The 1,609-nt window shown below is 38.9% G+C and carries 1 protein-coding gene and 1 tRNA gene; one reads left to right on the top strand and one right to left on the bottom strand.

Features of this window, described 5'->3' with window-relative positions; genetic code table 11:
• Position 1 precedes the first annotated feature (1 nt).
• On the bottom strand, positions 2-1,198 hold the full coding sequence (locus ACFIKE_RS10290; RefSeq protein WP_375627456.1) for a porin: 1,197 nt from the start codon (positions 1,196-1,198) through the stop codon (positions 2-4).
• Between the two features lie 319 nt (positions 1,199-1,517).
• Here ACFIKE_RS10290 and ACFIKE_RS10285 point away from each other — a divergent pair.
• Positions 1,518-1,608 (top strand) — tRNA-Ser (locus tag ACFIKE_RS10285).
• The last annotated feature ends 1 nt before the right edge of the window (position 1,609 follow it).

Here is a 1,609-nt window from a genome sequence, read left to right as displayed (position 1 = left end):
ATTAGAATGAACGCTGTAAACGGATCATACCTTGAAAAGCACTTTTCTTATTGAATAAATGTTTTTCATCATTATTTTTATCCGTCACAACGCGATCATCATTCCAAGAAACATAGGTTAATTCAGGTGTAATCACAAATCCTGGAACCAGCGTGTATGTAATATTTACAGAAGTTGCAAAGGTTTTTACAGCACTATAAGAAACTTGAGCATTCAAATTTGCCTTCGGAGTGAGTTTGTAAGTGGCACCCGCCCAAGCAGCCCATTTACCACCCCAGTTTGCATAAATCGTTGTGCTTTGTCGTGATAATTCATCATTTTCATTTACTGTGTAGTAATCAAGGCCGTTTTTATAACCAGCCATTACCCATAGATTGAAACGATCGTTGACATTGAAATCTGCACGTACTTTTCCAGCCCACTTTTTGTAGTAAGTATCATATGCTGCAACCGCTGAAAAACCACCCCATTTTTGCATAAACTTGATACCCAAAACTACATTGGGTGTGTAATTTTTAATTGCTTTACTTGGAAGAGTATCCTTCGTGATAGGAACAAGCTTATCATCTTTATCAATATAGTATCCGCTTATTCCAGGAAGAGCATCTGAATTATTGCCTAGTTCAGCTCCGATAATAGCAGAAAAGCCGGAGTCACCATTAAAGGTGTAGGAAATAAAATTAGTGCGTGTTGTGCCTGCAGGTGCTATGCTGTCATCATTGAGAACATTTCCATAACCACCAGTCCAGCTGTTGAAAATTGTGTCATCAAGACCTACGCGAAAACCACCCAGTTCAATGTAAGCGGCTGAAAGCCTTGCACCAGCTTTATCACCACCATCACCCCAGCTTGAGAAAATTCTTGCATATGAACGAAGTGTCCCCATTTCTGTTTCAGAAGCTGCTTGAAAAACAAGGGTGAGCCGTGATGATGCGCCATAGGTTTTTCTTTTTTGGTTCAGTTCAGTTTCGCTTGTTGCATCGATATTATCACCGCCTATAAAATCAGTACGAACATTTCCTGATAAACGCATGCAGGTTTCTGTTCCAGGGATATAAAAATATCCTTTTCCGTAGGCATCACAAACGCGAATATATTCTACAGGTTCGGGTTCGGGGATAACTGTTGAAGCAGCATGTGCTCCAGAAATTGTTAAAAAAGCTGCTGTAGAGCTTAAAAAGAGGGATTTAATATTCATATAGGATCTCCGAGGTCCGTTAATTTTCTTCTAAATTCTAAAGGCTATCATTTACCTAACGCATTAAGGACAAAGACATAAGTAAAATACGCGGCACTTGTTATCTTAGCTATACTAATCTTTTTAGATATTCAAATATGAAATTACCTTTTTGTAATGTATACATGTACTATTCGAGATAATGTGGTAAAAAAGACACAATTTTTGTTTTGTTAACTTTTTATCCCTATGGGCTCAATAGGAGAAAAATTTCAGATATTTGGGAAAAAAATCGAAAATGTCTTGAACTTTCTGTTGATACCATTTATGCCTCTCTGTTGGAGAGGTGGCCGAGTGGTCGAAGGCGCTCCCCTGCTAAGGGAGTAGGGCTCAAAAGGCTCTCGAGAGTTCGAATCTCTTCCTCTCCGCCAT

Source organism: Bartonella sp. MU70NMGDW (assembly GCF_042194085.1).
Classification (GTDB): domain Bacteria; phylum Pseudomonadota; class Alphaproteobacteria; order Rhizobiales; family Rhizobiaceae; genus Bartonella; species Bartonella grahamii.
Note: the sequence above shows the minus strand (reverse complement) of the source record. Positions and strands in the feature narration are given on the sequence as shown.